This is a genomic window from Streptomyces sparsus (assembly GCF_054776295.1).
Map to the genome: position 1 here is coordinate 1 of NZ_BAAHCA010001728.1, position 525 is coordinate 525.

Annotated in this window: 2 protein-coding genes; both read right to left on the reverse strand. The window is 76.2% G+C overall.

Annotation, left to right across the window (positions count from 1 at the left end; translation table 11 throughout):
• Window positions 1-340: FAD-dependent oxidoreductase (locus tag ACYVE9_RS30525; protein WP_461031084.1), on the reverse strand; the 340-nt coding region annotated here is incomplete at its 3' end.
• On the reverse strand, window positions 337-525 hold a 189-nt coding region (locus ACYVE9_RS30530; RefSeq protein ID WP_461031085.1), incomplete at its 5' end, for a pantoate--beta-alanine ligase. The genes ACYVE9_RS30530 and ACYVE9_RS30525, both read right to left, overlap by 4 nt.

Consider the following 525-nt stretch of genomic DNA (forward strand, 5'->3'; position numbering starts at 1 on the left):
CGCCCGCGGCGATGAGCCGGCGCACCGCGTCGGGGCCCTCGGTGACGAGGGTGCGCACCGCCTCCTCGTCGCACAGCCCGGCACCCGCCACGAGGGTGTCGTCGAGGTGCTGCTCGGGGGTGTCGCCCTCACCCAGGGCGGCGGCGATGCCGCCCTGCGCCCAGCGGGTCGAGCCGTCGTCCAGCCGGGCCTTCGTCACCAGGACGACACGCAGCCCGGCGTCGGCGCAGCGCAGTGCGGCGGTGAGCCCGGCGACCCCCGAGCCGACGATGACCACGTCGGCGTCGATCGCCCAGCTGGGGGCGGGGGCGTCCAGGCGTATGCCGGGGAGCGGAGTCATGAGGCGGCTCCGAAGCGGAGTCGGATGTTGTCGATGAGGCGGGTGCCTCCCACACGGGCGGCGACGGCGAGCAGCGCGTCACCGCGGTGGTCGTCGCCGGCCTCGGTGAAGTCGACCGGGTCGACCAGCGCCAGGTAGTCGACGTCCAGGCCGGCGGCGGCGGTCAGCACCTGCCGGGCGGCGAC